The organism is Arthrobacter psychrochitiniphilus, from assembly GCF_003185915.1.
In the GTDB taxonomy this organism is placed as follows: domain Bacteria; phylum Actinomycetota; class Actinomycetes; order Actinomycetales; family Micrococcaceae; genus Specibacter; species Specibacter psychrochitiniphilus.
Genome location: NZ_QHLZ01000007.1, coordinates 135,688 through 160,274, shown reverse-complemented (window position 1 = coordinate 160,274; position 24,587 = coordinate 135,688). Strand labels below are relative to the sequence as shown.

Sequence of the window (24,587 nt, the reverse complement as noted above, 5' to 3'; positions counted from 1 at the left end):
GCCGCACTCTATTGAGACTTACGCCCGCCAAATGCAGGAGCACAGTGATGTTAGCGCCAAAGTATGGGAGAGCGCTGGGTGTTAGCGCCGAAGTATGGGAAAGTGCTGTGTGTTAGCGCCGGGTGTTCATGCCGGGCTGTGGACCAGCTTCAAGCCATGAGGAGAGGCCGGTGTAAGCACCGAATTTCATGGCGAGCAGGATCTCTGCGCCTTCATAGTCCAGCACCACAATCACGGTGGCGGGGGGAACCCGGGTCAGCTCAGCTTCGCTAGGATCGCGGCGGCCAACCAACACAATCTTGTTCCGTTGCAGGGTTTTTACTGGGATCGGGCTCAAGGACAATGTCCTCAGCCACTGAAGATTTGACTCCTGATAACGACAAACCCCCATGGCCCAGCGATTTGAACGCAGGCACATGGAGGTGTCAAAGGTGCCCAGGGTGCGTCGCAAAACCAAGCGACGCACCCCAAAGAGGCACAATGATAGAACAACTAGCAGGAGCAATCCTGCCAGCACGATGAACGGCATACCGAGTTCGTTCATCAATTGATTGCTAGCGAATCCCTGCGCCTGACGTTGCGCTGTCTTTCAACTGCGCATTGTCAGCAACGATGACAACCCGGTTGCTATCAACCGAGAAGAAGCCGCCGTCCACTTCAACAAGGAAGCGGGATCCGTCCACAGGAGCGATCTCCAGCAAGCCCGGCGCCAAAACCGCGAGCATCGGGGTGTGACCGGGCAAAATGCCGATCTCGCCTTCGCTGGTGAACCCCTTGACGAGGGTCGCTGCACCGGACCAGACAAAATGGTCCGCAGCTACGATTTCAACTTCGAGGTTAGCCATGATTACTTCGTCGATTCCTGGATCTTGGCCCACTGACGCTCAACATCATCCATACCGCCGATGTTGAAGAACGCCTGCTCGGCAATGTGGTCCACGTCGCCGTCGCAGATAGCAGTGAAGCCTTCAATGGTGTCCGCGATGGAAACCGTGGAGCCTTCGACGCCGGTGAACTGCTTGGCCGTGTAGGTGTTCTGCGAGAGGAACTGCTGGATACGGCGGGCGCGAGCCACAACGATCTTGTCCTCTTCGCCGAGCTCGTCAATGCCGAGGATCGCGATGATGTCCTGCAGTTCCTTGTTCTTCTGAAGGATCTGCTTGACACGCACTGCGGTGTCGTAGTGAGCCTTACCCACGTACTGCGGGTCAAGGATACGCGAGGTTGAAGTCAGCGGATCGATGGCCGGGTACAGGCCACGTGAAGCGATTTCACGGGAAAGTTCCGTGGTCGCATCCAAGTGGGCGAAGGTCGCGGCCGGGGCCGGGTCGGTGTAGTCATCAGCAGGTACGTAAACGGCCTGCATGGACGTGATCGAGTGACCCTTGGTTGAGGTGATGCGCTCCTGCAGGAGACCCATCTCATCAGCCAGGTTGGGCTGGTAACCCACGGCTGAAGGCATGCGCCCCAGCAGTGTGGAAACCTCGGAACCGGCCTGTGTGAAACGGAAGATGTTGTCAATGAAGAGCAACACGTCCTGGTTCTGCACATCGCGGAAGTACTCGGCCATGGTCAAAGCTGACAGGGCTACGCGCAAACGCGTTCCCGGCGGCTCATCCATCTGGCCGAAAACTAGAGCAGTGTCCTTGAGAACACCTGACTCTTCCATTTCCACCCAAAGGTCGTTACCTTCTCGTGTTCGCTCACCAACACCGGCGAATACCGAGGTACCACCGAAGTTACGAGCAACACGGGTGATCATTTCCTGGATCAGAACCGTCTTACCAACACCGGCACCACCGAAGAGGCCGATCTTTCCACCCTTGATGTAGGGGGTCAGAAGGTCAATTGACTTAATACCAGTCTCGAGCATCTCCGTGGAGCCTTCGAGAGTGGCAAATGCCGGGGGCTTGCGGTGGATGGACCAGCGCTCGGTGTAATCGAGCTCTGCATCCGTTACGTCCAGGGGTTCGCCCAGGACGTTGAAGATGTGACCCTTGACGCCGTCGCCAACAGGCACGGTGATGGGGCTACCAAGGTCCTTCACGACACTGCCGCGGACAAGTCCGTCGGTGGCCTGCAAGGAGATGGCGCGAATAACGCCGTCTCCTAGGTGCTGGCTGGTCTCGAAGGTAATGGTCTTCGTCTCACCGTTGAGAGTAATCTCGGTGGTGAGTGCGTTGTAAATAGCGGGAATGCCGTCAGCCGGGAATTCGACGTCGACAACCGGGCCGATAACGCGCGCAATGCGGCCTGTGGCACCGGCCTTCGCTGCGGTTCCCTGCTCGTTGAGTTGGGCAGTCATCTCTCTCACTTCACTTGTGTAGATGGCATTGAATAAGTATGAATTGGGCTGCTAAGACGCGTTGAGCGCGTCGGCGCCCGCAACAATCTCGGAGAGCTCCTGCGTAACTTCAGCCTGCCGGGCGTTGTTACGAAGACGCGTGTACTTCTTGATCAGATCGTTGGCATTATCGCCCGCAGACTTCATGGCCCGCTGACGTGCTGCAAGCTCGGAAGCTGCCGCCTGCAAGAGTGCTGAGAAGATGCGTGACTCAATGTACCGCGGCAGCAGGGCGTCAAGGACGTCCTCGGGCTGCGGCTCGAACTCGTACAGCGGCAACAGGTCGGTTGAGGACTGAACTTCTTCCTCAACAACTTCCAGCGGCAACAGACGAATTACGGTCGGCTCCTGAACAACCATTGACTTGAACTGGGTGTAAACGACATGGATTTCATCCACGCCACCCTCTTCAAAGTCAGTGGCAAAATCCGCAAGTAAAGCCTCGCGAAGTTCACGTGCAGTTTCAAATTCCGGCGCATCGGTTCCACCGGTCCATACCTTCGCGTAATCGCGGCCACGGAAGTCAAAGTACGCCTGTGCCTTACGGCCGACCAAGTAGGTCGTGACGTCTTTTCCTTCTTCGTGCAGCAATTCGATAAGGTGCTCTGCCTGCTTCAAAACGCTGGCGGAGTAGGAACCGGCAAGACCACGGTCGGAAGTCATGACCAACACTGCAGCCCGACGGATTGAATCCGGCTCGGTTGTCAGCGGGTGGTCGACCTCGGACTGGGACGCAACGGCAGAAACGGCACGGGTGATCGCATTGGAATACGGCAATGAAGCCGAAACACGCAAGCGTGCCTTTCCAATGCGGGACGTAGCGATCAGTTCCATCGCCTTGAAGATCTTTTGCATCGACGTGGTCGAGGCGATCTTCTGGCGGTAGACCCGGATCTGGGCTCCCATGTTTGTCCTTTCCTTATCCTTGTTTAGCTTGCCGGCCCCGCGGGGCCGGCAAGCTATTCAAAGGATGGTGTCAGCGTTTCTGCTTAACGATCTTTTCCTGGTCGACATCCTCGGCGGCAAGCGCACCGAACTCTTCACGTCCGGCGCCGACCAAATGGTCGTCACCATCCCCAAAGAAGCCCTTCTTGAAGTCAACGATGTTGGACTTGAGTGCGTCAACAGTCGAAGGTTCCAGCAAGTTGGTCTGAGCCAACGTGGTCAGAACTGACGTGCGCATACGCAGGTGCTCAAGGAATTCGGTCTCAAAGCGGCGTACATCTTCTACCGGGACGTTGTCCAGGTAGCCGTTGGTTCCCATCCAGATTGAAACAACCTGGTTTTCCACCGGGAACGGTGCGTACTGGCCCTGCTTGAGCAGTTCCATCAAGCGTGCACCACGAGTCAGCTGCTGCTTGGAAGCGGCATCCAAATCGGAGGCGAACATGGCAAATGCCTGCATGTCGCGGTACTGAGCCAGTTCAAGCTTCAACGTACCTGAAACCTTCTTCATGGCCTTGACCTGTGCAGCACCACCAACGCGGGACACAGAGACACCTACGTCCACTGCGGGGCGCTGGTTGGCGTTGAAGAGGTCAGACTGCAAGAAGATCTGGCCGTCAGTGATGGAAATAACGTTGGTCGGAATGTAGGCCGAGACGTCATTGGCCTTGGTTTCAATGATCGGCAAGCCGGTCATTGAACCTGCACCGAGCTCGTCTGAGAGCTTGGCACAACGTTCCAGCAAGCGGGAGTGCAGGTAGAACACGTCACCCGGGTATGCCTCGCGGCCCGGCGGGCGGCGCAGCAACAGTGAGACAGCGCGGTAAGCTTCGGCCTGCTTGGAGAGATCATCGAAGACGATCAGAACGTGCTTGCCCGAGTACATCCAGTGCTGGCCAATGGCCGAACCGGTGTAAGGAGCCAAGTACTTGAAACCAGCCGGGTCAGATGCCGGGGAGGCAATGATGGTGGTGTATTCCAAGGCACCGTTGTCAGCCAAGGTCTGGCGGACAGCTGCAATGGTGGACGCCTTCTGGCCGATTGCTACATAAACGCAGCGAACCTGCTTCTTGACATCGTTAGAAGCCCAGTTGGCCTTCTGGTTGATGATGGTGTCAACGGCCAAGGCCGTCTTGCCCGTCTGGCGGTCACCAATGATCAGCTGACGCTGGCCACGGCCGATCGGGATCATGGCGTCAATGGCCTTCATACCGGTCTGCAGCGGTTCGGTAACCGACTGGCGCTGGGTGACACCGGGTGCCTGAAGTTCCAAGGCGCGTCGGCCTTCGGCTTCAATCTCACCCAGGTCATCCATGGGCTGACCCAAGGGGTCAACCACACGGCCCAGGAATTTATCGCCCACCGGCACGGAGAGGATCTCCCCGGTGCGGTGAACCTGCTGGCCCTCGGCGATGCCGGCGAAGTCGCCAAGGACAACAACACCGATCTCGCGAGTGTCCAAGTTCTGGGCCAAGCCCAGTGTGCCGTCTTCGAATCGAAGAAGCTCGTTGGCCATGACAGAGGGAAGTCCCTCTACCTTGGCAATGCCGTCACTTGCGGTGGTGACGCGGCCAACCTCGACGCGCTCTGCGTTGCCCGGTTCATAGGACGCTGCGAACTCATTCAAGGCATTGCGGACGTCGTCGGCATTGATGGTCAAGTCGGCCATCTGCAGTCCCTGCTCTCCTAAGTTGTGGTTGCCAGCTAAATAAATGTGTGCCGGAAACCTAAATTTTTGATTCAGTCAGTTGTGGACTGGCTGTTGAAACCCTGTGAAGGATTTCTAAACTGCCAACCGGCGGCGAAGCTCGGCCAGGCGGGTCGCTGCGGTTGCGTCAACAACCTCGGCCCCCACAACAACCTTGATTCCGCCGACTAATGTCGGGTCGATATTGACATTGAGCTTCAAATCGCGACCATAGAGTTTGTTCAAGCCGGCCTGCAAGCGTGCGGTCTGCTCTGCGCTCAGGTCACGAGTGACACTGACGTAGGCAATCCAACGCTGCTGGCGTTTGGCCACCAATTCCACGAACCGCTGTACCAAGGCCGTGGGCTTGAGCCCGCGGGGGGCTGCAACAGCTTGGCGGATCAGCAACGCTGAGACAGCACTGGCGTGGGGAACAACCTTCTGCGCCAAAACGCTCTTGGCGCTCCCCGTTGCCTGTGCATCATCAAATGCGCGCTGCAGATCATGACTGGACCCAACAACTCGAATGAACGTGAAGAGTTCCTCTTCAAGAGCATTCAAGCTGGCGGAGCCGCCACCTTGACCTTCAGCAACCGCGATCGCTGACGTTGCTGCCAAGGTTTCCAGTGCATCGCCCAGGTCACGAGCCGAGCTCCAACGTGCGGCAACCAGCTCCAAGAAAACAAGCTGAGCTTCTGCGCTGACCTTTCCCGCAATGAGCTTGGTGGCCAGTGCAGCCTTGTCCGCACTCTCGCGAGTGGGATCGGTCAAGGCGCGGCGCAGGCCGGCGTTGCTGTCCAGAAGTCCCAAGATTGCAAAGAGGTCTTGCGCCAATGCGATGGACGCAGTGGCCAGCTTGGGTTCCAGCGACTCAAGAGCCGCTGCCAATGACTTGCTCGATACACCTGCCATTACTTCGTTGCACCCGCGTTCGACTGGTTTTCCAGATCTGCCAGGAAGCGCTCAACAACCCGGTTGGAACGTGCATCATCATCGAGGGCTTCGCCTACGATTTTGCCTGCCAGCGCGGTAGCCAAAGTGCCAACCTCGCTGCGGAGGGAGTTCACTGCGGCCACGCGCTCGGACTCGATCGCAACCTGAGCTTGGGCGGTGATGCGTGCAGATTCCTCTGCAGCCTTCGCCTTCAGATCGGCCAGAATCTGGGCACCTTCTGCACGGGCGCTTTCACGGATGCCATTGGCTTCCGTGCGGGCTTCCATGAGCTGGGCCTTGTACTGCTCCAAGAGGGCGTTAGCTTCAGCTTGTGCTTCTTCTGCCTTCTCAATTCCGCCTTCAATAGCCTCTACACGGTCCGTGTATGACTTCTCGAAGATCGGGGCGATGTATTTCTTCACCACAAAGAGCAGGACAGCGAAAGCTACAGCGGTGACTAGAACTTCCCACCAGTTAGGCAGGAGCGGGTTTGCACCCTCGCTAGCGAGAATTACTGCTGCGGTAACCATTTCTCACTTATCCTTAATCTGATATTCGTCCATGAACGGTTCGTCCCCTAACAAGAGGGAACAAGGAGTCTTTGGACTAGACGCCAACGACGAAGGCGAATACCAGGCCAAGAATAGCCAGTGCTTCTGCAAGGGCGAAGCCAAGCAGGGCGATGGGCTGCAGGATGCGCTGAGCTTCCGGCTGACGGGCCACACCGTTGATGTAAGCGGCGAAGATCATACCCACACCGATAGCCGAGCCAATTGCGGCCAGGCCGTAGCCAATCATGTTGAGCGAGCCGTGGAGTTCCATTTCGTTCCTTTCAAGATACCGGCGTTGTGCCGGCAGGTTGTGAGGTGATTCTTTTATTCGAGAAAAATTAGGGGTGATGCTAGGGGAAAACTTTAGTGCGCATCTGCTTCCAGGCTGCCCTGGATGTAGATCGCGGTCAGCAGGGTGAAAACAAAGGCCTGCAGGACCATGATCAACAGTTCCAGGAAGTACATGGCAATGGAGCCAACAATCACGGCCACACCCGTTGCGTTGAGCAGGATACTGTCCTGAACAACAATCAGGTACTGGGCGCCGCTACCTGCCAGAACCACAATCATGTGACCTGCCAGCATTGTCGCCATCAAACGCAATGAGTGCGTCAGCGGGCGGACAATAAAGTTGGAGATGATTTCCAACGGCACCAGCAGCGGCAGAATCCAAGCAGGAACACCAGTGGGGACCACTGCCAGCTTGAAGTAACGAATGCCGTGCTTCTGCACACCCACAGCAATCCACGTGAAGTAGATAATCAAGGCAATGGCGTAAGCACTACCAGCGTGTGAGAAGGAAGGAAGCTGCAGGAACGGAATGGCACCAAAGATGTTGTTCAGCAGCACAAATAGGAACACTGAGAAGAGCAGCGGCACCCACGGGCGGAAGTTTTTCTCACCCATGATGTCGCGGCCAACAGTGTTGCGGGCGAAGCTGTAGAAGCCTTCGGCGAAGAACTGGACCCGTCCCGGAACCAGTTTCGGATTTCGGATCGCAGCCTTGAAGAACCAGACGATCAACACCACCGACAAGATGATCATGATCATCTGCTTGCCGAGCCCAGTGCCGTAATCGGTCATCCAGGGAAGGATGTCGGGGAGGTGGGTATCGCTAATTGTCGGTGGAACGAAGCCACCGTCATTCGAGGCCATCGGAAGCGCAAACGCGGTCAACGCGCTGTCCTCTCTGCAGTTTCGGTCAAAGGGCAAGTGTGGCGGTCCATCAAAAGATGGTTAGCACCGTAGGAAAGTCTGATGGTGGGATTCATTGCTTCTTGTCATCATCTGGGCGGCCATGCCTTTGATGATGCCTGGCTAGAAAATATCCGCAAAGCGCCCCAACGGGCAATGCAGCGAACAATAGCCAGCCAGTATCCAACAAAAAGTCCAGTCCCCACCCTATCAAACCCCAGAGCAGGATTCCGCCAATAATGTAGGTGTAGTCCAGCTTTTCGGCATTAGAAGCAGGTGGAATTACCACATGGTCGGGTTTGCCGGAGTCGGGCGTCTTCTTAGTCATCGGCAACATCCTTTGTTACGTCCGGAGTGGTTGCTGTCCCAGCCGGGGAGCCTTCCACCGCGGATTCATCAAAGATGAGAAAACGCTGTTTGCTGAAGATGATCACTTCAGTGGCCTGCCATAGCAGCACAGCCGCCACGGCCGCCCCGGCGAACCAGGGCTTGTTTAGCCAAGTGGGGGTTCCCAGCGCAAATAACACCGCTGCGAATCCCACCACTTTGACAAAGTACGTCATCACGAAGATACCCATGACAGCACCTGGCATCCGCTTGCTGAACAAGTGGCCCACCAGCAGGCTCAAGCCAAAAAAGGCAATCACCAAAAGGGAGCCGAACAGCACGCTTAAGACGCCGTGAACATCCGTGAAAATATAAGCAACAACCACCATGATCAGGACGGCAATACCGTCCACCAGCAGGCACTTCTTCAAGATATTCCAGCTGGGGCTCGCAGTGGGACCGGAGGCCGTCAACGGCCTGCGCGCAGCGCTATGGTGGGCGCTTGTGTCCTTCATGGGAACTCCATCATGGGAAGTGGTTGGGGCAAGGCGCCTCGCTGAACAGCGGGCAGAGTGAATGTCACCACAGGAAATTCTACACGAGATAGAACTTGAATTTGACGTGCATGGTTCTCCGCCATACGGGTCCTTTCAGTCCTGGCCGGTGCTTGTTGGTGTGCCGTCCGCGGAGGAGCGCTCTTTGATTTTACGCAGGAAGCGTTGGAAGAGGGTTGGAGTGCGCAGATACGCCAGGACCACCGCAAAGCCGGCCGCGGTGGCCAGAATCTGAACCACTTCATGCCCTTGTGCCGCGGCGATGCCCAGAAAGCTGACAAAAATGGTTGCGGCGGCAACTACGAGTGTGGCTTGGATGTGGCTCAGGCCCACTATGACCAGGCGCTGATAGACGTGCTGGCGGTGTGCCACATACCAGCGCTCCCCCGCCAGGAGCCTGCGCAGGAACGTCACAAAGGTATCAATCAAATAGATCAGTACGGGCGAGAAAATATATTCCACGGGAACTCCCGCCAGGAACGCACACATGGCGGTGATGGCGATGGCGGCACCCAACAGGTAACTGCCCACATCACCGAGAAACACCCTGTTGCGGCTCAGGTTCCACGGCAGGAATCCGGCAAAGGCCAGGGAGATGGCAATGCCCGCATAGACCAGCCAGTCATGGGAGGTCATGAAGCCAGCATAGGCGTAGAAGCCACCCACCAGCAGGCCGTGCGTGCCGGATATTCCGTTAATACCGTCCATGAAGTTGGTGACATTGACGTAGGCGGCAACGGCAAGGGCACCGGCCGGAATCAGCCACAATTGTTGTTGGCCGGGGTCAAGGATGGCCACCACAGCGGTGGCCGCACCGCCAAGAAGCAGCTGTAGCCCGGCCCTGATCTTCACCGACAGGCCGCGAATGTCCTCAATCCAGCCAATCGCTGCGGCACCCAGTACCACGACGAGAATAACAACCAGCGTCAATGACCCCTGTAACCCGGTCTTGCCTTGGGGCAGGAACACCGCCACCAGAACAGCGGCGGGCAAGGCTACCGCAGTTGTAATTCCCATACCCCTGATGGTGGGTACGGTGTGGGATGAACGCTCGTTGGGGACGTCAAGAACCCCGGCCCGGGCCAGCAGCGGGCGCACGAACAACGGCAGCACCAGGGCCAGTACCAAGGCTACTGCGCCAACGGTTATTTGTGCCCAGAGTTCCATCAGACACCGCCCGCAACGTCGCCGTCGGACTCGTCAATGCTGGGCGCATCCGGCCCGGCTTCGTCCTTGCAGCGTTGGAGCCACAGGCCAAGGTCAAGGTCCTTCGGGGCCAAGGGACGGGCCTGCGTGTGGGAAATCTTGGCGTGACCGTCAGGATTCTGAATCTCGTCATCACCTGTGAGCTGTTCGTGGAGTTTCTCCGAGGGGCGCAAGCCAGTGATCTTGATCTTGATGTCACGGCCGGACATCGCAATCATGCGCTCGGCAACATCCATGATGCGCACCGGTTCACCCATGTCCAGGATCAACACGTCACCGCCGTGCCCAATAGCACCAGCTTGGATGACCAGCTGGCAGGCCTCAGGGATGGTCATGAAAAAGCGCGTCACATCCGGGTGGGTTACCGTCACCGGGCCGCCCTTGTTGATCTGGTCTGTGAACAAGGGCAGCATGGAGCCGCGGCTGCCAATAACATTGCCGAAGCGGACCGAAACGTAGCGCATGCCCGTCTCCTGAGCCATCCAGGAGGTGAGCTTCTCTGCCGCACGTTTGGAGTGGCCCAGTGCAGTGGTGGGGCTGGCCGCCTTGTCGGTGGAAACGTTGACGTACGTTTCAACACCCACGCTGCGGGCGGCCTCAAGAACATTCAGCGAGCCCAAAACATTGGTTTTCCAGCCCTCGTCCGGATACATCTGCAACAGGGGCGCGTGCTTGAGCGCTGCGGCATGGAACACCACTTCGGGGCGCCTGTCTGCAAAGATTTTCGCCATCGCCTCGCCGTCGCGGATATCCGCCAGCACAATGTCCTTGTTATCTAACAAGCCGTGGCCCTCAATGGAGAGCTGAGTGTGTTGCAGGCCGGATTCGTCGCGGTCCAGCATGATCAAGGCGGCAGGTTCAAAGCCGTGCAGCTGGCGGCAAAGCTCCGACCCGATGGAACCTCCGGCCCCCGTCACCAGCACCCGTTTACCCCTGATGTAACCGGCCACGAGTTCCACCTGGGTTTCGACAGGGGTGCGGCCAATGAGGTCAGCAACATCAATCTCGCGGAAATCGGTGAGCCCGCCCCGGTTGTCCTTATTGGTGTCGGGGCTGAGCATTTCCTGCAGAGGTGGCAGAACCAGAACTTTCACACCTAGGCCGGAAACGCTGTCGGAGATTTCCCGGATCCTTTTGGCACTCAGGTGGGCGATGGCCAGCACAATCACGGTTGACTTGGTGCGCTTGATGATCTCAGCTATGTCCTTGCCGCTACCCAACACCCCAACTGAACTTAAGCGTAAGTGCTTCTTGGCGGCGTCATCATCAATGAGGCCCACAGGCACGTACGGGGATTCCGGATCCTGAACCATGCGCGTCACCAGCGAATTACCGAGAAACCCTGCTCCGTAGATCAGGGTTTTTTGGGCTTCATCCCCGAACATCGGTTTGCCCTCCACGTACAACCGCTTGGCGTAACGTACGGCGGCCATGGTCAGAGCGGCAAAGGGGAAGGCAATGACGGCCACGGAACGGGCAACATGGATTTCATTGATAAAGATGGACAAGAAAATGCTGGTGACAACCGCCACTATCAGCGTGACGGCAACCAGTACACGGGCCTCGTGGATGCTGCCAAAGGTATAGCGCCCGCGGTAGAGGGCCATGTACCAGCCGGCAATGAGCTGGGTGGCCACGGCCACAACCACCAGTGCCGCCAGACCGGCGAAGTTAATGAGGCCAATATCCAGCTCATAACGCAGCAACACTGCCAGTAACAGGGCCACGGTCCAGGCAAGAGAATCAAGAATCGCCTGTGACCAAAGCCATAGCCGGGGCTTTCGATCACTCTCGGGTGAAGTGCTCGCGAATTTTCCGGGTGCCTGTGTACTGAAGGTATTCAACGTGATTCGTATTTCCGTATTCTGCCAAGGTTGCCGGCGGCGGCGCTGCTGTCCACGGCGCAACAAACTGCCGGATGGTGGCTGTACTAAAGTAAGAAGGTACACATGAATAGTAATCCCTTCCGATGATTACTCACTGTTTAGCCGTGCCGGATGCCGCGCAATGCCGCAGGCACCAGCCGAGAGGACTCCCCTTTGACAGATTCCGTAGCAGTCGCTGCCGTCACCTTTGACCGGCCCGAGGACGTGCGCACCCTGTTGGGGGCACTCGCCGTGCAAAGCCACACCCCGCATGCCATTGCCTTGGTTGATTCAGGCACGGCGGAGGTTCGCGACATTGCCGCCGAGGCTCCGGCCGAGGTCACATATGTGCGCTCCTTGGCTAACTTGGGTGGAGCCGGCGGCTTCTCACTGGCTATCTTGAATGCCATCGCCTCAGGGGCACAGTGGGTCTGGATCATGGACGACGACGCTCACCCGGAAGATCCCGAGTGCTTGGCCACACTGCTGGCCGCTGCCAAGGCCCGCGATCTGGAAGTGGTGGTGCCGCTGATTGTGGCCCCCGGTGAACCAACCAAGCTTTCCTTCCCGTTCCGCATTGACGGCCACCTCACCCACGAGCGTTCGGTGGTTGAGCCGCTGGGCTTCATTGAGGACATTGGCCAGTTCTTCAACGGCGCGCTGATCCGTACGGATGTTTTCTTCAAGGTGGGCCTGCCCGATCTGCGCCTGTTCATCCGCGGAGACGAGATTGACTTCATGCTGCGCCTGCGCGCTGCCAAGATCAAGTTCGGCACCGTCACCACCGTGGCACTGACGCACCCGGCAGGGTGGGGCGAGGTTCAACTGGTGCTGGGCGACAGGTTGCATGTGCTTGTTCCGGAGTCCCCGTTCAAGCGTTTCTACTACTACCGCAACCGCGGTTTCCTCACACGCAAGCACCGCCGTGTGCGTTCCTTCGTGGCTGATGTGGTGGGTTATCCACTGTATTTCCTGAAGAAGGGTGATGTTAAGGGCTTAGCCAAATGGGCCAGCACCTATGGCGCTGGCCTGCGCGGGGCGAAGTTTGGCCCCATTGAGGACCAAAAGTTTTGAGCCTGTCCCGGCACGAGCAGTTCTTCCTGGTCATCACCACCTATAACCGCGCCGACTACCTTGGCGGGCTGTTGGACTCCGTGGCCGCACTGAATCCTGCCCCAGACGGTGTCATTGTGGTGGACAACGCCAGTACCGATACCACGGCCGCGGTTATTGAGACTGCCCGGGCGCAATTCCCTGTTCCGCTGATCCACCACCTGCTGGCTGAAAATTCCGGTGGGGCCGGCGGTTTCTCCGCCGGTGTGGAGCGGGCGTTGGCGCAAGGTGCCCAGTGGATCTGGTTAATGGACGACGACGTCACATGCGTTCCCGGGGCCATCGGCGCCTTTGCGCCGTGGATGGATAAATATGACGCACTGGTGGGCCGACGCTACGACGCCGCCGGCGAACCGTTTTACTGGCAGAACAACTTCAGCACCTTTTTGGGCTTCCCCCTTCCCGTGCGAGGCGACGTGTTTGCCACCTCAGATGAATTTGCCACGAATGTGGGCTGCTTTGAGGGCATGCTCTTGCACAAGGATGCAGTGGCGGCTGTGGGGCTGCCGGATCCGCGCTTCTTTCTGACTTGGGATGACACCACGTACGGTTGGCTTATTTCACTTGACCGCCCTGTTGTCTACGTCAATGAATTTGTCCTGCACAAGGCCCGCGCCCAACGGCAAATTGATTTGGGGATCCGGCACCTCAATGATTCCTCGGACTTGGGCCGGTTTTATGTCATGCGAAACCGTGGACTTCTGGGGCAGTATCTGCGCCTCCACGGCCGTTTCAATCCAGTGGGCTTTGCGCTTGGCACGGCGTTGACCGCAGCCAAGGAAGTAGTGCGCTTACTGGCAGTGGAGAAGTCGTTGCGTGGCAGCGGCCGGCTTGTTGCGGGCTGGCGGGAGTCACGGCAAATCCTGGCTGCCACGGATTTTAAGCCCATGCCCGCCCTAAAAAAGGTGACCATAAGATGAGTGCACCCTCGGATGGGCCACACAGGAAATTGCCCCGCTGGATAGTGCTGGGTGCCAGCGGCTTTGTGGGCAGCGCCATCGTGGCGGAACTGCTGCGCCGCGGGGAGCACGTCATGGCCATGGCAGCACCCCGGCTCAGCTCGGACGCATCAAATGCCGCCGCCCTCGTTGCCGAGGCGGCCCACTCCCCCGCTGTCGATTCGCTCGCAGAGGCCTTCTCCGGAGCCGAATTTGTCATTAATGCTGCTGGCTTAGCCACACCCGCAGAGGGCAGCTCCCCCGCAATGATGGGTGCCAATGGCTTGCTACCCGCCGTCATTACACTGGCAGCGAGGCAGGCCGGTGTCAGACGTTTTGTGCACCTAAGTAGCGCCTCCGTCCAGGGACACCGCCGCATGATTGATGAAAGTGGGCAGAGGGCGCCGTTTTCAGCCTATTCCCGCACCAAGGCGTTGGGTGAGGAAGTTCTGGAACTGCTCGCCACCGCTGAAGTTGGTTCAACAGGTGGCCTTGCTCCTGGCAACGTTGTGAGCATTCGGGCAACCTCCGTGCAGGGTCCCTGCCGTCCAACTACCCGTTCGCTGGTCAAGGTGGCCTCCTCGGCCCTTGCCTCCGTTGCGGCGCCCGGGACCGCCCCCACCCCCGTGAGCTCCATCGACGCGTTGGCGTGGTTTGTTGTCCAGAGCGCGCTGTTTACTGGCCCTGTCCCACCACTGGTGTTGCAACCGTGGGAGGGGTTGAGCGTCAGCGAAGTACTGCGGGCTGCCGGCGGGCGGGCACCCGTGCGCCTGCCGAAGTGGTTCTGCCACGGCGTGCTGAGCGCTGGCTACTTTATCTCACGCATGCTAGGCGAACGGCTCCACGGACCCATCCGTCGGGTGGAACTCATGTGGTTCGGTCAGGGCCAAGAGCCAGGCTGGGCGGAATCGGCGGGCCTGATCCCTACCCCGGCTATTGCCCACGTTCTGGAACAGGCACGCCTGAGCCTGCGCTGACAGATACGCGTGCTAGGGGCACTGCTAGGGGCACTGCTAGGGCCCGTGACCCTGGATTCGGCCACCTGGAAACCCACCCCAAGGCCTCGCATAACCCCGTCGAGAGTGGTGAATGCGTTAGCAGAGAGCTTCATGGTGGGTTTCCTTTGACGTAAGGAATGAAGGACATACCTGGATATCTACTGACCCTTGTGCAACAGAATTTTGGTACGGTGCACAGTATTTTTATCCTCCGCCCCATTCATAGCCGGATACCTCGGCGTGAAATGCGGCGATCAAGGCTGCTAGTTGGTTGGGCTGGGTGAACATCCTTAGATGCCCACCGGGGGAATGAGCCACAAGCATCCCCATTGCGGGCAGCCGGTCTAGATGCAACAACGCCTTCCTCAGGCAGTGCCGCCCGAGTGGCATCTCAGATTCAGTCCGGAAGTCCTGCGACAGATAAAAACAGCAGTGAAATTCTCATCATGATCGTCACTCGAGAGATAGCCACCCACACGCGCTTGTCCGTGTCTTCTAGGGTGATGATGTTCCCCAGAACAACGCACGTCTGTGGGCGAGCCGTTGAACGTGCTACCGCTAGGTTGGGTCACTGCACGGTTCCCCACTTCCGCCGAGATTTCCGTGACCAATGCGCCCGGGCCCTAAACCTCTGAGGGACCGTCCTGCGCCGGTTTCACAGCGTCACGATCGCCGTCCGTGACCTCAGCTGCGGCATCCGCCTCTTCAGAAGTATCCGTCTCATCAGAAGCATCCGCAGCGTCAGGGGTCTGTGCAACCTCAGAGACTTCCGCAGCGTCGGGGCTACTCAGATTTGAAGGCAACCACATTTCCGGGTCCACGTCTGCGCCCAAGGCGCTGGGAATCATTGTCTTGATCTCAGCCAACGAGATCGCACCTTCACGCACCAAGCGCAAACGCAGACCGGTGGCGTCAACAATCGTGGAGGGAATGGGCTCTGTACCTTCGAGCGGACGGAATCCGCTTTCCAAATACACTTCCACAGATTCGCCCAGCTGTGACCTGGCATCGGATCCGGTCTGCGCTGCGGGCTGCCCGGTCCTGTTGGCACTGGATACAGCAAGTGGTCCCGTGAGGGTCAGCAGGTCCAGGGCCAACTGATCATCTGGCACGCGCAGCGCAACGGTACCCTTGGTTTCGCCCAGATCCCATGTCAAGGTGGGCTGAGCATGGAAGATGATGGTCAGCGGGCCAGGCCAATACTTTTCGGCCAATTTGCGGGCGTCGTCAGGGATATCAACGGCCAGACCCTCCATGGTGCCGATCCGAGGGATGAGAACCGGCGGCGGCATGCTGCGGCCACGGCCCTTGGAAGCCAGCAGTGTGGCTACGGCCTGTGGAGAGAACGCGTCCGCGGCGATCCCATAGACAGTGTCTGTGGGCATGACGACAGTCTGCTTGGCCGCAATGGCCTTCTGCGCATGGGCCAGGCCCTCGGCGCGCTGCTCTTCATTGGTGCAGTTATAGGAAGTGGTACTCACAAGACCATTCTTTCATCACGGCGTCCACAGAGTGCAACGCGCCAGTTCAATCACCATGTTTACTTCCAATGTTCAGCGCCGGATGCCGCTGGTGGCCCTGTCCCTACCGGTCAGATCCATGTGCGTGCGCACGTCATCCCAGTGCCCGCTTTTACTGAAGAGTTCTGCCATTTGGGCTGCCTGAACTTCGGCATGTTCCATGACAAAAAATCCACCCGGGTGTAACAACCGTGCGGCCGTGGCCTGCGCCGCGACGGGCATTTCCATACCGTCTTCTCCCCCGCCGTAAAGTGCCATGTGGGGATCATGCAACCGTACTTCAAGGTCCCTCGGGATGGCTGCTGCAGGAATATATGGCGGATTGGAAACCACCACATCCACAGTTCCATTGAGCTCCGCAAAGGCATCGCGCATATCGCCGTGCAGCAAAGTGACACCTGTGCCGGATAAATTCTTGGCAGCCCAGTCAAAGGCATCGTCACTGAGCTCCACAGCGTATACGGAGCTGCCCGCCACTTCAGTGGCCATGGCTCCTGCTATTGCTCCGGATCCCGTACCAAGGTCCACGGCAATGAGCTTGGCCGCATCACCACGTTCCTGGCGCAGCTGAGTTAAAAAGTCAATCCCTAGCTGAACTACAGATTCAGTTTCCGGCCGAGGTACAAAAACTCCCTTGCCAACTGCCAATTCCAGGTGCCTAAAATACGCCACTCCGGTGATGTGTTGCAACGGTTCCCGCGCTGCACGTCGAGCCACAAATTCCTCGTAGCCAACAGGTGACACAGCTGTACCAAAAAGCATGGCACCGAGTTCACCGCGGCTCACGCCCAGCAAATGAGCGGCCAAAAGCTGCGCATCCACAGCCGGTGTGGGAACACCAGCAGCAGCCAACACGGCCGTTGCGTCCTTGACAGCGTCAGCCAGTAAGGTGGCGCCAGCGATTTCTTCGGCCGGCAAGTGGGTGGGCCCACGCTCGCCAGGTTCCGGGGAAATCGCGCCAGCGATTTCTTCGGCCGGCGAGTGGGTGGGCCCACGCTCGCCAGGTTCCGGGGAAATCGCCCCAGCGATTTCTTCGGCCGGCGAGTGGGGACTAGTCACCAATGGCGTCCAATCGTGCCTGCTCATCCATCTCGATGGCTGACTGCACAACCGGCTCCAAGTCACCGTTCATGACAGCGTCAAGGTTGTAGGCCTTGTAACCGGTACGGTGATCCGCGATCCGGTTTTCCGGGTAGTTGTAGGTACGGATACGCTCGGAACGGTCCATGGTGCGGATCTGTGACTTACGCACTGCGGAGTTTTCGGCGTCGATGATGGCCTGCTGGTGGGCCAAGATGCGGGCACGCAGCACGCGCATACCTGCTTCACGGTTCTGCAGCTGCGACTTCTCATTCTGCATGGCTACCACAATGCCTGTGGGCAAGTGGGTGATGCGAACGGCGGAGTCGGTGGTGTTAACTGACTGGCCACCGGGGCCCGATGAACGGTAAACGTCGATCTTGAGGTCGTTCTGACTGATGTCTACTTCCTCAGGCTCGTCAACTTCGGGCAGCACCAAAACGCCGGCCGCAGAAGTGTGAATTCGTCCCTGAGATTCCGTAGCAGGCACACGCTGTACACGGTGCACGCCGCCTTCAAACTTCAGCCGGGCAAAAACACCCTCGGCGGGATCGTTGGAGCGTCCCTTAACAGCAATGGAAATATCCTTGTAGCCGCCCAAATCGGAGTGGGTGGCTGAGATGACCTCAGTCTTCCACCCACGGCTTTCCGCGTACCGGGTGTACATGCGTACCAAGTCAGCCGCGAACAAGGCAGCCTCGTCACCACCTTCGCCGGCCTTGACTTCAAGAATTACATCACGGGCGTCATCGGGATCGCGCGGGATGAGCAGGCGGCGCAGCTTCTCCTGTGCCGCTGCCAAGGCCGCTTCAAGAACGGGGACCTCCGCGGCAAACTCAGCATCCTCGGAGGCCATTTCCTTGGCTGCTTCTAGATCATCGCCCAAAGTCTCCACCTGGTGGTAGCCCTCAACCACGTTGCTCAATTCGGCATAGCGGCGGCCCAGTTTACGTGCCAATCCCTGATCGGCGTGTACTTCAGGCTCGCTGAGGCGCATCTGCAGCTCGGCATGCTCATCAAGCAAACCGTGGATGGATTCAAACATTTAAAAAAACCTCTCTCGACGTTGGTCAAGTCTAATTACTCTTGTCAGAGCGAAACACGTTGGTTGTTTAACGCACGAAACCGCCGTCGTTGTGAAGGGGCCCCGGGTGCACGCTTCCGGGCGTCCGGGAAGTGTGCAGGGCCCCTTCACAATAGAGGCGGTTTAGTTAGCTTAGCTACTTGTCGTGTTCAGCCTTGGAGCCCAGTGTTGTCTTCTGGATCTGCATGAGGAACTCAACATTAGAGCCTGTCTCACGAATCTTGGAGGTCAGCAGTTCAAGGGACTGCTGCATTTCCAGACCGGAGAGCACGCGGCGCAGGCGCCACATGATCTTGACTTCCTCGGGGGACAACAGGTTTTCTTCGCGGCGGGTACCCGATGCGTTGACATCAACGGCCGGGAAAATGCGCTTGTCAGCCAGCTGGCGGGACAGGCGAAGTTCCATGTTGCCAGTGCCCTTGAACTCCTCGAAGATGACCTCGTCAGCCTTGGAACCGGTTTCCACCAGTGCCGTTGCCAGGATGGTCAGTGAGCCGCCGTTTTCAATGTTGCGGGCAGCTCCGAAGAAGCGCTTGGGCGGGTACAGGGCTGCGGAGTCCACACCACCGGAGAGAATACGTCCGGAGGAGGGTGCGGAGTTGTTGTAGGCACGGCCCAATCGGGTCATGGAGTCCAACAGGACAACTACGTCCATACCCATTTCCACAAGACGCTTGGCGCGTTCAATGGAAAGCTCTGCAACCTGTGTGTGGTCATCGGCGGGACGGTCAAAGGTTGAGGCAATGACCTCACCCTTGACGGTGCGCTGCATGTCGGTGACTTCTTCAGGACGCTCATCAACGAGAACCATCATGAGGTGAACCTCAGGGTTGTTAATGGTGATGGCGTTAGCAATGGCCTGCAGGATCAAGGTCTTGCCAGCCTTGGGCGGGGAAACAATCAAGCCACGCTGGCCCTTACCAATGGGGGCAACCAGGTCGATGACACGGGTGCCAATAACCTTGGGATCAGTTTCCAGACGCAAGCGCTCCGAGGGGTACAGCGGTACAAGCTTGGCGAACTCAACACGGTTCTTCAGATCATCCGGGTTCTTGCCATTCACACTGGTGACGCGCACCAAGGCGTTGAACTTCTGGCGGGCGCTCTGGGCATTGCTGCGGTCTTCGCCTTCGCGGGGTGCGCGGATGGCACCTACCACGGCGTCACCCTTGCGCAGGTTGTACTTCTTGACCTGCGACAAGGAGACGTAGACGTCATTGGAACCGGGCAAGTATCCGGAGGTGCGCACAAAGGCGTAGTTCTCCAAGATGTCCAAGATGCCAGCTACGGGCAGGAGAACATCGTCTTCTGTCAGTTCCGTGTCATCAAAGTCCGGACCCTGGGTGCGGCCACGGCGGCGTTCGTTACGGTCGCGGAAACGATCATTGCGATCGTTGCGATCATTGCGTCCGCTGCTGTTGTTGTTGTTGCTGTTGCTGTTGCTGTTGCTGTTGCTGTTATTACTGTTGCTGCGGTCGCTGGACTCATTGGAGTTGCGCTCGCGGCGGTTGCGGCGGTTGCGGTTGTTCCGTGTTCCGTCTTCATCTTCAGGGGCGCTGTTGGCACCGTTGCCGCGGTCATTGCTGGTCCGCTCGTTGCCACTGCGCTGGTTGCGCTGGTTGCTGTTGCGCTGGTTGCGACCATTGCGGTCGCCGTTCTCTGAGCTCTCGCCGCCAGCCGCGTCTGCCTCGGAGGCTTCCGGGGCTTCAACTGTTGCGTTCTCACTTGTAGCGGCGCCTTCAGAGCTGGCTTCATGCTGGCGGCCACCACCTTGTGCACGGCGGTTGCGGGTGCGGGATGAGCGGCGGTTATCACCTTCGGACTCCCCTGCGTCCGTGGCGGGCGCTTCCTGGGCAGTCTGTGTGGAGGATTCGGCAGCGGCGCTCTCCACTGTGACAACGCTGGAGATGGTGCCCGTGTCAGTGGTGATGATGCCATCGCTGCTGGCAGCACGGCGGCTACGGCCACGGCCGCGGACCGGGCGCTCCGTTGCTTCGGTGCTGGTCTCGGTGGCGCCGTTGCTGGCAGCATTAGCGGCGGGTGCACTGGCTACGGAAGTCTCGCTTGCGCCGTCGGTGGCAGTTTTTGCGCCAGCACCGCGACGGGTGTTGGAACGTTGCGCGGCAGGCGCATTCTCGGTGGAGCCGTTCTCAACGCCGGACTTGGCGGCGGTGCCAGCCTTGACAGTGGCAGGACGGTCTGCAACGGAGGAACCTCGCTGATGCGCTGAAATGGCTTCAACAAGATCGCCCTTGCGCATCCGGGAACCACCTGTGATGCCCAGCTGTCCAGCCAGAACCTGCAGCTGGGCAAGCTTTAGACCGGCCAGGCCGGTGGACTTGGCAGGTGCTGCGGTGGTGTTTGATTCAGCGGCCTTGGGAGCGGCGGCTGAAGTTACAGTTTCGGTCACGAAGGATCCTTCCCCCTCGATGGCGGGCCCAATGATTGGGGCCGCGATGATTAGTGTCAGACTCCCCGCTGCTGCCGCACTGGCTTGCATTGGGAAATTTCTGAGGTTCCATTCCCGTGCCCGAAATACCGGATCTATCAGGGAATGGTGTAGTTCACTCTTTGAATCTTTTCTCAAATGGGAGCGATTCTTAAGATCAATCGGGCGGCTGCCATGGATTGTTCCAACGGGCACCGCTCAAGAACGTGCAGGCCGCAAGAGTGGCATCGCCAGCCAAACAAACATTGTTCAATTCCGCATCAGCTGGCTAACAGCCATTGCAGGGAAAGTGTTTGTGGGCTAAGGATGCACTTCCACTTTAGCACCTTCGAGGTCTACCTGTAGCCGCTCTACACGCCACGACACGCCGCCTTGGCTGGCATTTGATGCCACAGCACCAGCTTCGATGATGCTTTGGACTGCGGCGTGCGCCTGCTCGGAGCCGTTGGCCAGCACCATGACGGTGGGGCCGGCTCCGGAAATGAAAGCGGCGTAGCCTGCGGCCCGCAGACTAGCGACGAGCGCGGCACTAGCTGGCATGGCCTCCGCCCGGTAATCCTGGTGCAAATAATCGCGGGTACCGGCCAGCAGCAATGAAGGCTCGGTGGTCAGCGCGTGCATAAGCAGCGCCGCCCGCCCGGAGTTCGCTGCAGCATCAGCGTGCGGGACGCTGGCAGGAAGCATTCCGCGAGCCCGTTCGGTTTTGAGCTCCACATCCGGGATGGCCACCACGGGAACCACCGCTTCCAACGGGGTGGCCCTGGCGCTGAAGTATCCCTCACCGTCCTGCCATGAAAGCGCAACGGCACCGAAGATGGCCGGTGCTACGTTATCCGGGTGGCCTTCCAACTCTGAGGCGAGCTGGAGAACCCACGCCTTGTCCTGCTGATCTTCCGGGGCCACCAGCGCGTTGGCGGCCATGATGGCAGCCACAATTGCCGAAGCCGAGGAGCCCAGGCCACGGCCGTGCGGGAGCACGTTGTGTGCACTGACCCGTACTCCCACACGGCTGTACCCAAGGCGTGACCAGGCAATGTCAAGGGTCTTCACCACGAGGTGGCTCTCATCCCGAGGGAGAACTTGTTCCCCTTCCCCGCTGAGCTCAAATTCCAGTCCCGGAACATCACTTGTGGTGATGTTCAAGGTGTCATAGAGCGAAACTGCCAAACCCAACGAATCAAAGCCGGGGCCAAGGTTGGCGCTGGTGCCTGGAACGCGCACCGTGACGGTGGTTTTCGAAAGCGGGGTTTTCAAAAGCGGGTTTTTTGAAAGCGGGTTTTTTGAAAGCGGGGGTGTCATGGTGGACCCTGTCATGATTGCGGCTAGTCCGTCAGTCCCAGTGCGCCGGCAACTGTTACCACGTCAAAGGGCACGGATTTGGGTGCGGCGGAACTGCCGTCAGCGTTCTTCAGGGCCCAGTCAGGATCCTTCAGGCCGTGGCCGGTAACGGTGATGACAAAGGTTTTACCGGTTGGTACATCCCCCGCCGCATGCTTCTTGATCAGACCAGCAACACCGGCTGCGGAGCCGGGCTCCACAAAGACGCCTTCCTTGGCGGAGAGCCAGCGGTGGGCGGCAAGGATCTCTTCATCTGTGACAGCTTCGATGACTCCCCCGGATTCGTCACGGGCGGCAATTGCCATGTCCCAGGACGCCGGGTTGCCAATGCGGATGGCCGTGGCAATGGTGTCCGGCTCGGTGATGGGGTGGCCTGCCACAAACGGGGCTGCCCCGGCTGCCTGGAAGCCCCACATGATGGGGGTGTGCGTGGACACTGCCGGCAGGGTGCCATTTTCTGCTGACTCGTAGGGCGCGCAGTATTCCTTGTAGCCGCGCCAGTAAGCGCTGATGTTTCCTGCGTTGCCTACGGGCAGTACATGGTAATCCGGGGCGTCGCCCAAGGCGTCAACAACCTCGAAGGCACCAGTCTTCTGACCCTCAATACGGGCAGGGTTGACCGAGTTGACCAGGAACACCGGGTAGGAATCTGCAAGCTTGCGGGCCACGTCCAGGCAGTTGTCAAAGTTTCCGTCAACCTGCAAAATGGTGGCACCGTGGGCTACGGCCTGGCTGAGCTTGCCCATGGAGATCTTGCCTTCAGGCACTAGCACCGCACAGGTCAATCCGGCAGCCTTGGCATAGGCTGCAGCCGATGCCGAGGTGTTGCCCGTGGAGGCGCAGACAACTGCCTTGGCTCCGGCTGCAACGGCAGCTGTCATGGCCATGGTCATGCCCCGGTCCTTGAAGGAACCGGTGGGGTTCATGCCCTCCACCTTCAGGTACACATTGGAACCCGTCAAGGCTGAGAGGTGCTGCGCGTACACCAGGGGTGTGCCGCCTTCACCCAGGGTGATGATCTTAGTTTCTGCCGTTACCGGCAGGCGTTCTGCATATTCGCGGACTACTCCGCGCCACTGGTGAGCCATTAGACTCCCTCCACCCTCAAGACACTCGTAACTGAATTAATGATGTCAAGGCCATTGATGGCCTCAACAGTTGCCGCCAAGGCGGCTTCGCTGGCGCGGTGTGTGACAATGCGCAGCTCCGCCGATGCGGCGCTGCCGTTCTCACTGGCGTCGCGCTCACGGTGCACCGTTTGGCGCATGGTCTCAATGGAGACCCCGTTCTCCGCAAACAAGGCAGAAATCTTTGATAGGACTCCGGGCTGATCCGCCGCGTCCATACCGATGTAGTACCGGGTTTTCACTGCATCTATGCCCAACACCGGCAGCACCTCAATGGTGGAGTCACTGCGTCCCGGTCCGCCCAATACTAGGCGCCGCGCTGCTGAGACAACATCACCCATGACAGCCGAGGCCGTGGGGGAACCGCCGGCACCACGGCCGTAGAACATCAGCTCTCCGGCGGATTCGGCCTCGACAAACACAGCGTTGTAGGCGCCGCGAACCGCACCCAGGGGGTGCTCACGCGGAATCAGGGTGGGGTGGACCCGCACGCTCACACCCGTAGTGAAGGTGCCGCCATCGTCATTATTTTGACCACCTGTAGGGACGGAAATTTTCTCGGCGATCGCCAGCAGCTTGATGACATAGCCGGCTTCCTTGGCCGCGGCAATGTCCCCCGCGCTCACACCGGTGATGCCCTCGCAGTGCACATCCTCCAACGCGAAACGCGTATGGAAGGCGAGCGAGGCCAGGATGGCACCCTTGGCGGCGGCATCGTGACCTTCAACATCGGCAGTAGGGTCTGCTTCTGCGTAGCCCAGGCGGGTAGCCTCGGCCAAAGCGTCAGCAAATTCTGCGCCCGTGGAATCCATGGCATCGAGAATGAAGTTTGTGGTGCCATTGACAATGCCCATGACACGGGTGATCTTATCCCCTGCCAGCGAATCCGTGATGGGGCGCAGGATCGGGATAGCACCAGCCACGGCGGCCTCGTAGGAAAGCTGGACACCGGCGGCGTCGGCCTTCTCGTACAGGGTGGGTCCGTCAACGGCCAGCAGCGCCTTGTTGCCGGTGACCACGGTGGCGCCATGCTCGATTGCTTCGAGGATCAGCGTGCGCGCCGGCTCCAGCCCACCCATCAGCTCAATCACAATGTCCGCCTTGCGGATGAGCGCTGAGGCGTCCGTGGTGAACAGCTCACGGGGAATTTCAACCTCACGCGGAGCATCAACGTTACGCACGGCAATGCCCACTAGCTCCAGCCGGGCCCCAGTGCGGGCGGCCAGTGCGGATGCATCCGTAAGCAGAATACGGGCAACCTGCGAGCCCACATTTCCGGCGCCAAGCAGCGCCACTTTCAAGGTTTTAGTGTTTGCGGACACGGAAGTGTCCAC

23 protein-coding genes are annotated in these 24,587 nt (G+C 58.9%); 3 read left to right on the top strand and 20 right to left on the bottom strand.

The annotated features are described in order from the left end of the window. Positions 1-112: 112 nt before the first annotated feature. The 13 genes from CVS29_RS12405 to CVS29_RS12345 all read right to left on the bottom strand — a co-directional run bounded on the left by CVS29_RS12405 (position 113) and on the right by CVS29_RS12345 (position 11,468). Positions 113-529 carry a DUF2550 domain-containing protein gene (locus CVS29_RS12405; protein ID WP_342766784.1) on the bottom strand — a complete coding sequence of 139 codons (417 nt, stop codon included), beginning with the start codon at positions 527-529 and terminating at the stop codon, positions 113-115. 25 nt (positions 530-554) lie between these two features. After that, positions 555-845 carry a F0F1 ATP synthase subunit epsilon gene (locus CVS29_RS12400; RefSeq protein ID WP_110106640.1) on the bottom strand — a complete coding sequence of 97 codons (291 nt, stop codon included), beginning with the start codon at positions 843-845 and terminating at the stop codon, positions 555-557. 2 nt (positions 846-847) lie between these two features. Continuing rightward, complete coding sequence (gene atpD / locus CVS29_RS12395) at positions 848-2,305, bottom strand: F0F1 ATP synthase subunit beta (RefSeq protein WP_110106639.1); 1,458 nt, start codon at positions 2,303-2,305, stop codon at positions 848-850. Positions 2,306-2,356: 51 nt separating this feature from the next. Beyond that, positions 2,357-3,250: a F0F1 ATP synthase subunit gamma gene (locus CVS29_RS12390; RefSeq protein WP_110106638.1), complete on the bottom strand. Its 894-nt coding sequence runs from the start codon at positions 3,248-3,250 to the stop codon at positions 2,357-2,359. Between the two features lie 70 nt (positions 3,251-3,320). Continuing rightward, positions 3,321-4,958 carry a F0F1 ATP synthase subunit alpha gene (gene atpA / locus CVS29_RS12385; RefSeq protein ID WP_110106637.1) on the bottom strand — a complete coding sequence of 546 codons (1,638 nt, stop codon included), beginning with the start codon at positions 4,956-4,958 and terminating at the stop codon, positions 3,321-3,323. A gap of 114 nt (positions 4,959-5,072) precedes the next feature. After that, positions 5,073-5,888: a F0F1 ATP synthase subunit delta gene (locus CVS29_RS12380; protein WP_110106636.1), complete on the bottom strand. Its 816-nt coding sequence runs from the start codon at positions 5,886-5,888 to the stop codon at positions 5,073-5,075. Next, entirely contained in the window at positions 5,888-6,439 is a 552-nt protein-coding gene (locus CVS29_RS12375) for a F0F1 ATP synthase subunit B (protein WP_110106635.1), read from the bottom strand. The genes CVS29_RS12380 and CVS29_RS12375 overlap by 1 nt, the downstream gene beginning before the upstream one ends. A gap of 76 nt (positions 6,440-6,515) precedes the next feature. Beyond that, entirely contained in the window at positions 6,516-6,731 is a 216-nt protein-coding gene (locus CVS29_RS12370; RefSeq protein ID WP_038463392.1) for an ATP synthase F0 subunit C, read from the bottom strand. Between the two features lie 92 nt (positions 6,732-6,823). Continuing rightward, complete coding sequence (gene atpB, locus CVS29_RS12365) at positions 6,824-7,636, bottom strand: F0F1 ATP synthase subunit A (protein ID WP_170120969.1); 813 nt, start codon at positions 7,634-7,636, stop codon at positions 6,824-6,826. A gap of 91 nt (positions 7,637-7,727) precedes the next feature. Further along, positions 7,728-7,982, bottom strand: a complete 255-nt coding sequence (locus CVS29_RS12360) for a hypothetical protein (protein WP_110106633.1) — start codon at positions 7,980-7,982, stop codon at positions 7,728-7,730. Beyond that, positions 7,975-8,496, bottom strand: coding sequence for a Cg1360 family ATP-synthase-associated protein (locus tag CVS29_RS12355; protein ID WP_110106632.1), 522 nt, complete (start codon positions 8,494-8,496; stop codon positions 7,975-7,977). Before CVS29_RS12355 ends, CVS29_RS12360 begins: the two co-directional genes overlap by 8 nt. Before the next feature lie 135 nt (positions 8,497-8,631). Continuing rightward, positions 8,632-9,702 (bottom strand): MraY family glycosyltransferase, encoded by a 1,071-nt coding sequence (locus CVS29_RS12350; RefSeq protein ID WP_110106631.1) that lies wholly within the window; start codon positions 9,700-9,702, stop codon positions 8,632-8,634. Beyond that, positions 9,702-11,468, bottom strand: a complete 1,767-nt coding sequence (locus tag CVS29_RS12345; protein WP_308467745.1) for a polysaccharide biosynthesis protein — start codon at positions 11,466-11,468, stop codon at positions 9,702-9,704. Before CVS29_RS12345 ends, CVS29_RS12350 begins: the two co-directional genes overlap by 1 nt. Positions 11,469-11,780: 312 nt before the next feature. Between CVS29_RS12345 and CVS29_RS12340 the strand changes: the two genes are divergently transcribed. From CVS29_RS12340 to CVS29_RS12330, 3 genes are read left to right on the top strand one after another with little or no spacing between them, the layout of a single operon-like run. Continuing rightward, positions 11,781-12,680 carry a glycosyltransferase family 2 protein gene (locus CVS29_RS12340; protein WP_110106730.1) on the top strand — a complete coding sequence of 300 codons (900 nt, stop codon included), beginning with the start codon at positions 11,781-11,783 and terminating at the stop codon, positions 12,678-12,680. Then, positions 12,677-13,639: a glycosyltransferase gene (locus CVS29_RS12335; RefSeq protein ID WP_110106629.1), complete on the top strand. Its 963-nt coding sequence runs from the start codon at positions 12,677-12,679 to the stop codon at positions 13,637-13,639. The genes CVS29_RS12340 and CVS29_RS12335 overlap by 4 nt, the downstream gene beginning before the upstream one ends. Further along, positions 13,636-14,634 (top strand): NAD-dependent epimerase/dehydratase family protein, encoded by a 999-nt coding sequence (locus tag CVS29_RS12330; protein WP_110106628.1) that lies wholly within the window; start codon positions 13,636-13,638, stop codon positions 14,632-14,634. Before CVS29_RS12335 ends, CVS29_RS12330 begins: the two co-directional genes overlap by 4 nt. A gap of 644 nt (positions 14,635-15,278) precedes the next feature. Here the strand turns inward: CVS29_RS12330 and CVS29_RS12320 are convergent. From CVS29_RS12320 to CVS29_RS12290, 7 genes are all read right to left on the bottom strand, one after another. Next, positions 15,279-16,136: an L-threonylcarbamoyladenylate synthase gene (locus CVS29_RS12320; RefSeq protein WP_110106626.1), complete on the bottom strand. Its 858-nt coding sequence runs from the start codon at positions 16,134-16,136 to the stop codon at positions 15,279-15,281. Between the two features lie 72 nt (positions 16,137-16,208). Then, positions 16,209-17,078: a peptide chain release factor N(5)-glutamine methyltransferase gene (prmC, locus tag CVS29_RS12315; RefSeq protein ID WP_245932228.1), complete on the bottom strand. Its 870-nt coding sequence runs from the start codon at positions 17,076-17,078 to the stop codon at positions 16,209-16,211. A gap of 148 nt (positions 17,079-17,226) precedes the next feature. Next, a complete protein-coding gene (gene prfA / locus CVS29_RS12310) occupies positions 17,227-18,300 on the bottom strand; it encodes a peptide chain release factor 1 (protein ID WP_110106624.1) in 1,074 nt (357 codons plus the stop codon). Positions 18,301-18,475: 175 nt separating this feature from the next. Next, positions 18,476-20,749 (bottom strand): transcription termination factor Rho, encoded by a 2,274-nt coding sequence (gene rho / locus CVS29_RS12305; protein WP_245932221.1) that lies wholly within the window; start codon positions 20,747-20,749, stop codon positions 18,476-18,478. A gap of 339 nt (positions 20,750-21,088) precedes the next feature. After that, positions 21,089-22,042 carry a homoserine kinase gene (thrB, locus tag CVS29_RS12300; RefSeq protein ID WP_245932220.1) on the bottom strand — a complete coding sequence of 318 codons (954 nt, stop codon included), beginning with the start codon at positions 22,040-22,042 and terminating at the stop codon, positions 21,089-21,091. A gap of 68 nt (positions 22,043-22,110) precedes the next feature. Further along, positions 22,111-23,214, bottom strand: coding sequence for a threonine synthase (gene thrC, locus CVS29_RS12295; RefSeq protein ID WP_110106621.1), 1,104 nt, complete (start codon positions 23,212-23,214; stop codon positions 22,111-22,113). Beyond that, positions 23,214-24,575 (bottom strand): homoserine dehydrogenase, encoded by a 1,362-nt coding sequence (locus tag CVS29_RS12290; protein ID WP_110106729.1) that lies wholly within the window; start codon positions 24,573-24,575, stop codon positions 23,214-23,216. The genes thrC and CVS29_RS12290 overlap by 1 nt, the downstream gene beginning before the upstream one ends. Positions 24,576-24,587: the final 12 nt, after the last annotated feature.

Coding starts and splice junctions, on each gene's coding strand:
- atpD (WP_110106639.1), bottom strand. CDS start 2,305: ATGACTGCCCAACTCAACGAGCAGGGAACCGCAGCGAAGGCCGGTGCC.
- CVS29_RS12380 (WP_110106636.1), bottom strand. CDS start 5,888: ATGGCAGGTGTATCGAGCAAGTCATTGGCAGCGGCTCTTGAGTCGCTG.
- CVS29_RS12330 (WP_110106628.1), top strand. CDS start 13,636: ATGAGTGCACCCTCGGATGGGCCACACAGGAAATTGCCCCGCTGGATA.
- CVS29_RS12360 (WP_110106633.1), bottom strand. CDS start 7,982: ATGACTAAGAAGACGCCCGACTCCGGCAAACCCGACCATGTGGTAATT.
- CVS29_RS12370 (WP_038463392.1), bottom strand. CDS start 6,731: ATGGAACTCCACGGCTCGCTCAACATGATTGGCTACGGCCTGGCCGCA.
- atpA (WP_110106637.1), bottom strand. CDS start 4,958: ATGGCCGACTTGACCATCAATGCCGACGACGTCCGCAATGCCTTGAAT.
- CVS29_RS12390 (WP_110106638.1), bottom strand. CDS start 3,250: ATGGGAGCCCAGATCCGGGTCTACCGCCAGAAGATCGCCTCGACCACG.
- CVS29_RS12350 (WP_110106631.1), bottom strand. CDS start 9,702: ATGGAACTCTGGGCACAAATAACCGTTGGCGCAGTAGCCTTGGTACTG.
- thrC (WP_110106621.1), bottom strand. CDS start 23,214: ATGGCTCACCAGTGGCGCGGAGTAGTCCGCGAATATGCAGAACGCCTG.
- CVS29_RS12400 (WP_110106640.1), bottom strand. CDS start 845: ATGGCTAACCTCGAAGTTGAAATCGTAGCTGCGGACCATTTTGTCTGG.
- CVS29_RS12375 (WP_110106635.1), bottom strand. CDS start 6,439: ATGGTTACCGCAGCAGTAATTCTCGCTAGCGAGGGTGCAAACCCGCTC.
- prfA (WP_110106624.1), bottom strand. CDS start 18,300: ATGTTTGAATCCATCCACGGTTTGCTTGATGAGCATGCCGAGCTGCAG.
- CVS29_RS12405 (WP_342766784.1), bottom strand. CDS start 529: ATGCCGTTCATCGTGCTGGCAGGATTGCTCCTGCTAGTTGTTCTATCA.
- CVS29_RS12355 (WP_110106632.1), bottom strand. CDS start 8,496: ATGAAGGACACAAGCGCCCACCATAGCGCTGCGCGCAGGCCGTTGACG.